General features: G+C 58.2%; 4 protein-coding genes and 1 pseudogene. 2 read left to right on the top strand and 3 right to left on the bottom strand.

The window, feature by feature from the left end; all coding sequences use genetic code 11:
* Both THISIDRAFT_RS08875 and THISIDRAFT_RS08870 read left to right on the top strand, forming a co-directional pair.
* The coding region (locus THISIDRAFT_RS08875) for an IS607 family transposase (protein WP_221913987.1) at positions 1-386 on the top strand (386 nt) is incomplete at its 5' end.
* The gene (locus THISIDRAFT_RS08870) at positions 383-1,207 is read left to right on the top strand and encodes a zinc ribbon domain-containing protein (RefSeq protein WP_246585365.1); all 825 of its coding nucleotides are present in this window, start codon (positions 383-385) and stop codon (positions 1,205-1,207) included. The genes THISIDRAFT_RS08875 and THISIDRAFT_RS08870, both read left to right, overlap by 4 nt.
* Before the next feature lie 27 nt (positions 1,208-1,234).
* Here the strand turns inward: THISIDRAFT_RS08870 and THISIDRAFT_RS08865 are convergent, their stop codons facing one another.
* The 3 genes and pseudogenes from THISIDRAFT_RS08865 to THISIDRAFT_RS08855 form a co-directional block, all read right to left on the bottom strand.
* Entirely contained in the window at positions 1,235-4,351 is a 3,117-nt protein-coding gene (locus THISIDRAFT_RS08865; RefSeq protein ID WP_006787170.1) for an efflux RND transporter permease subunit, read from the bottom strand.
* A complete protein-coding gene (locus THISIDRAFT_RS08860) occupies positions 4,348-5,430 on the bottom strand; it encodes an efflux RND transporter periplasmic adaptor subunit (RefSeq protein WP_006787171.1) in 1,083 nt (360 codons plus the stop codon). Before THISIDRAFT_RS08860 ends, THISIDRAFT_RS08865 begins: the two co-directional genes overlap by 4 nt.
* Before the next feature lie 107 nt (positions 5,431-5,537).
* A pseudogene (locus THISIDRAFT_RS08855) lies at positions 5,538-5,930 on the bottom strand (transposase); the annotation flags it as partial.
* Between the last annotated feature and the right edge of the window lie 70 nt (positions 5,931-6,000).

The raw sequence follows: 6,000 nt of genomic DNA, 5'->3' as shown, positions 1-6,000 counted from the left end.
TGGAAACCTACTGCCTGGGCGCGGGGATTGCGGTGGATGAATGGATTCAAGAGATCGGTGGCGGAATGAACTTCAAGCGCCAGCGGTTTCTTGGCTTGGTTGATCGGATTCAGCGCGGGGAAGTGCGCCTGCTGCTGATCGCCCACAAAGACCGGTTGATGCGTTTTGGCTTTGATCTCTTTGCGCACCTGGCGGATGAAAACGGCTGCGAGATCGTGGTGGTTAACCAGGACTCCCTCTCGCCCGAGCAGGAAATGGTCGAGGATTTATTGGCGATTGTGCAGACCTTTTCTTGTCGGCTGTACGGGATGCGCAAATACAAACAATCCATCAAGGAGGACTTTGCAGAGATGCCCGTTCGCCAGCCCAAGGATTTGTGCGAATGAAAGTCACGCGGATTTTGTGCGCCAAGCGCCCGAACCAGGGCAAAGTCGGGGCGTTGCGCGAACAGGCGCAGCGACTCGGGCAGGTGCGCTCCGAAGTCTTGGTCGATTCCGACGGCGACCACCACGGCCAGGAACTGGGCGCGATCCTCACCGACACCTCCGACAAACTCAAGATCAAATACCCGCGTCGCGCCAAGCTGCGGGCACTCGCCAACAACACCCGCAACCCGCGCAAGCGTCAACACATTCGCCAGTTCAACTTGGGGCGCAAGAAGCTCAACCGGCAGATGAGCAAAACCCATGCGCGCATCCGCGACATCGTATTTCAATCCGTTCACAAGGTGGTCGATAAAGCCGCCGTGATCGCGGCAGAAGATTTAACCGCCCCCATGGCGAGCAAGTCCTTCGGTAAGAATGCCAATCGTCGGCTGGCAAGCTGGACGAAAGGTGTTATTGCCCAAGCACTTGACAGTGTTTCAAGCCGTCGAGGTTCGACGGTCGTTCTGGTCAATCCGGCTTACACATCGCAAATGGATTCTCGAACTGGATGCCTTGACGGCAAACGGCAAGGGGATCAATTTTACTGTTCCGACGGGGTTGTGTTGCAGGCAGACCAAAACGCTGCGCGAAACGTGCTGGCGAGGTTATCAGACCCGGACATTGAGCGGTTTACCCCGTTCAAGCGGGTCAAGGCGATCTTGCTGGAACGCACTGAGCGCCATTGGTTGGGACTGCTCAACCAGGACTCCAGTTGCTCGCCCGCAAGGGTGTTATCAACGGAGAGCGAAGTGCCTAAAAATCGCATAAGCAACTTTGTTTAGGTTTTTAGGAGCAGCACACGCACGTCTTTAGAGCCGCGTGTCGGGGTGTTGTTGCTCCAGGGCGGCGATTTGTTTGGCGACATCGCCGGGGGAGCCGGTATGGCGGGCGAGGGTTTGGTAAGCCACCGGAACCACAAACAAGGTGAAGAAGGTGGCAAACAGGACGCCAAAGAAGACGACGATGCCGATGACGAAGCGACTTTCTGCCCCGGCACCGCTGGCCATGATCAGCGGTAGGGCGCCGACGATGGTGGTCAGGGCAGTCATCAGTACCGGGCGCAGGCGTAGGCGGGCGGCGTTGATGATGGCCTCATAAAAGGCCTGACCGCTGTCGCGCAGTTGGTTGATGAATTCCACAATAAGGATGCCATTTTTTGCCGCCAGGCCAATGAGCATGACGATGCCGATCTGGCTGTAGATGTTGAGGGTTTGTCCGGTCAGATACAGGCCAATTAAGGCTCCGGCAATGGCCAGCGGTACAGTGAGCATGATCACCAGGGGGTGGATAAAGCTTTCAAACTGGGCGGCCAGCACTAAAAAGACCACCAGCAGGGCCAGCACAAACACAAACATTACCGCACCGCCGGCGTCTTTGTATTCCAGAGATTCACCGCGATAGTCGATCTGGGCATAGTCCGGCAATTCCTGGGCAACCAGGGCCTCCAGATAGTCCAAGGCCTCGCCCAGAGTGTAGCCCGGCGCAAGGCTGGCGCTGATCGTGATAGCCCGCAGGCGGTTGTAGCGGTTAAGGCTGGCGGCATCGGCGATTTCTTCAAAGCTCACCAGATTGGACAGCGGAATTAACATCTGGCTGTGGCTGGAGCGCACATAGACATTGCTGATGTCATGCGGAGTGCGGCGTTGCTCACGCAGACCTTCGAGGATCACATCGTATTCCTCGCCCCGGTCAATGTAGGTGGTGACGGTGCGCGAACCCATGATGGTTTCCAGGGTGCGGCCAATGCTTTGCACGGAAACGCCCAGGTCGGCGGCACGGTTTTTGTCGATGCGCACCATGATCTGTGGGCGGGTTTCCTTGAAATCGGAATCAAGGTTGCGCAGCCCCGGATTTTCAGCGGCTTTTTCCAGGATAATATTGCGCCATTGCGCCAGCTCTTCATAACTGGGGCCACCGAGGACCAATTGCACCGGCTGGCCGACCCGTCGGCCACCAATCCCTTGGCGCATCACCGCCACCGTGCGCACGCCGGGGATCTCGGCCAGCGTGGCATTGACCTCATCCATGATCTCCCAGCCTGAACGGGCGCGTTGACTCCATTCGGCCAAAGCGACAATGACAATGCCGTTGTTGACGATATCGGGGTTGCCAAAACCGCCGGGGGTGCGCGCCAATACACGATTCACCTCGCCGGTCTCGACCAGCGGCAGCAGACGCGCTTCGACCTCGCGCATTTGGCTTTGGGTGTATTCATAACTGGAACCCTCAGGAGCGGTGACCATGACGAAGAATACGCCACGATCTTCACGCGGGGCGTATTCGTTGGGGATGATTTGCAGCAGGGTGATGATGATCACGCCCATGATGATCATGGCAACGCCGGTGATGACCGGGACACGCAGGGCAAAATGCAACACCCGCTCATACAGCGCCCCGACATGCGCAAAAAACCAGTCTGTTCCTCGATGCAGCCAGCCCTTGGTGGTTTCTTTTTTGAGCAGCCGGGCGCACATCACCGGCGAAAGGGTCAGCGCCACCAGGCTGGAAAAGGCCACTGCTGCTGCCATGGCTAAGGCAAACTCGGTGAACAGACGGCCAATATTGCCCTGTAAAAAGGCCAGCGGCACAAAAACCGAGATCAAGACCAAGGTGGTCGCGATCACCGCAAAGCCGACCTGACGGGTGCCGCGATAGGCAGCCAGCAGCGGCGGTTCGCCGTTTTCGATGCGGCGATGGATATTTTCCAGAACCACGATGGCATCATCAACCACCAGGCCAATGGCCAGAATCAAGGCCAGCAGGGTGAGCAGATTAACCGAAAAGCCAAGGCTGTAAATGGCGATAAAAGAGGCGGTCAGGGCCACGGGAACCGTCACCGCTGGCACCAGCATTGCCCGCGCACTGCCCAAAAAGAGGTAAATGACGAAGATCACCACGCTGATGGCAATGGCAAAGGTGGTGTAGACCTCTTTGATCGCACCTTCAATAAATACAGAAGAGTCATAGCTGGTTAACAGCTGTGTGCCCTCCGGCAAGGTCGGATTGATACGCGCCACCTCGGCACGCACTCCACGCGCCACCTCCAGGGTGTTGGCGGTGGATTGCTGGATGATCCCCAGCCCGACCATATCCTCACCATTGCCACGCAACTCGGAGCGGTCGTTTTCCGGGGCGATGCGTACTTGTGCGACCTCGCTCAAGCGCACCAGATAGCCATCGTTATCGCGGCGAATCACCAGATTGGCAAAGTCCTCGGGGCCTGCATACAGGCGCGCCATGCGCACGGTAAATTCACGATCCTGGGATTCTACCCGTCCGGCGGGCAGCTCGACGTTTTCCCGGCGTAGCGCCTGTTCCACATCATCTACGGTCAGGGCGCGGGCGGTGAGGGCCTCGCGGTCCAGCCAGATGCGCATGGCATAACGCCGTGAGCCGCCGATGCGTACCAGTGCCACGCCATCAACGCTGGAGATGCGATCCACAATATAGCGCTCGGCATAATCGGTCAGCTCCATACCATCCATGCGGCTGCTGGCCAGATTTAGCCACATGATCGGGCTGGCATTAGAGTCAGCCTTGGAGACCTGCGGGGGATCGGCTTCACTGGGGAGCTGACGCACGACCCGCGCTACCGCCTCGCGCACGTCGTTAGCGGCGGCATCAATATCGCGATTGATATTAAACTCGATGGTAATCTGCGAGCGGCCATCGCTGCTGCTGGATTCAATCCATTTGATGCCCTCGATACCGCTGACCCAATCCTCAATCAGCTGGGTAATCTTGGTTTCCACTACTGCGGCATTGGCGCCCGGATAATTGGTGGTTACGGTGACCACCGGGGCGTCGATGTCGGGGTATTCGCGTAGACTCAAGCGTTCAAAAGAAATGATCCCGAAGGCCACCAGCAACAGGCTGATAACCACCGCAAACACCGGGCGGCGATTGGCAATATCCGATAAAATCATGAGCGCGCCTCGCCAGGCTCATGCTCCCCCATCACCTGAATGGCCGCACCCGGTCGCAAGCGGTGCGTACCTTCCACCACCACTTGCACACCCGCCTCCAGTCCCTGCAAGACCTCCACATAGCCCACGCCACGCCGTCCCAGCTCTACCCGGCGCCGCTCCACCCGCTGGTTTGCGGTGAGTACATACACATGCTGCTCATCGCGCACCGGCACCAACGCCCCTTCGGGAATACTCAGCGAATCACGCGGGTCCTGATACACGGTCACCACCAGCAGCATTCCCGGACGCAGCAGGCCATCCGGATTGGGGATCTCGGCGCGCACCATCACTGTGCGCGTTTGCACATTGATACGCGAATCGATGGAACCCACCTGCCCACTAAATTCCTGCCCCGGAAAGGCGGCGCTGCGAGCGCGAATCACCTGTCCCGGACGCAGGGACGGTAAAAAGGTTTCGGGCACCTGAAAATCCAGCTTTATCAGATGAAGATCGTCCAAGGTGGCGACCACGGTATTGGGTCCAACCATCGCCCCCACGCTGACCGTGCGCAAGCCTAGCACTCCAGCAAAGGGGGCATGCAGGACATAATGCGCAAGCCGCGCCTGCACCGCCTCCAGACGGGCTTTGGCCTCGTTGACCCGCGACTCCTGCTCATCCAGGCGCTGACGCGGCAGATTGCGTTCCGCGACCAAGACGCGGATGCGCTCCAATTCCCGCTGCTGTTCATGCAAACGCACTTCCGCCTCGCGCAGATCGGCACGCTCTTCGGCGGATGCCAGGCGCAATAACACCTGCCCCTTGCTGACCTGCATCCCATCGTTAAATAAAATCTCGCTGACCGGTGCGGTCACTCTGGGGCTTAACTCCACTGATTCATTGGCACGCGCGGTGCCCAGCGCCTCCAGCTGTGAGGCAAAGGAGCGATATTCCACCGTGGCTATCGTCACCGGAATGTGTGCCAGCATCGGCGGACGCGACGCGGTTTGCAGCGGTGTCGGCTTGGGGCCATACAGGACATAGGCTCCCGCCGCCACACCAGCCAGCAGTAAAATGAGAGGGGTCAGTAGTTTTTTCAAAATCAAACGCTCCGTGCAAAAGCATGTAGGCCTTTGACCATTTTAGCCTGAAGCGTTCCATGGTTGGGTTGCGGGACGCTGCCTGCTGCAGGCAAAAAGCCACCTGATTACGCATAAGGCTCAGCCATCTTCAGGAACCGGTACGGCATCGGCGGTGTTCTGGCCGCCACCGTCAGAAAATGCGGGATCATGGCCTTGAGGTCATAGCGCCGGTTGAAGCGGTACTCGAACTCGGCCAAGTAGCGTGGAGCATGCTGTCCCCGGATGGCATGGTAAGTGCCCGTGATGGCGTTCTTGACGTTGCCCAGTAGCGTTTTGATCCCGTTGAACTCAGGGTTCTCCACACTGGCATGTCCACCTCTGGTGATGTGGCGATTATGAACGTAGCTGGGGGTGTCGAACGCTCGGAAACACCCGAGACCATCGCTGATGATCTCACTGCCAGGCGCAATGCCCTGTTGGGCGTAGCGTCGTATCTCGTCAAGGGTAAAGCCCTTTACACCTATCACTTTTATGGCAAACATTGAGGGTTGGCTGAACTGAGGTCATAGGGGTGAGCATGGGAAGTGT

It is taken from the genome of Thiorhodospira sibirica ATCC 700588, assembly GCF_000227725.2.
GTDB classification, from domain to species: domain Bacteria; phylum Pseudomonadota; class Gammaproteobacteria; order Ectothiorhodospirales; family Ectothiorhodospiraceae; genus Thiorhodospira; species Thiorhodospira sibirica.
Note: the sequence above shows the minus strand (reverse complement) of the source record. Positions and strands in the feature narration are given on the sequence as shown.

Bases quoted from the DNA above. Each gene is read 5' to 3' on its own strand.
- THISIDRAFT_RS08870 (WP_246585365.1), top strand. From the start codon at position 383: ATGAAAGTCACGCGGATTTTGTGCGCCAAGCGCCCGAACCAGGGCAAA.
- THISIDRAFT_RS08865 (WP_006787170.1), bottom strand. From the start codon at position 4,351: ATGATTTTATCGGATATTGCCAATCGCCGCCCGGTGTTTGCGGTGGTT.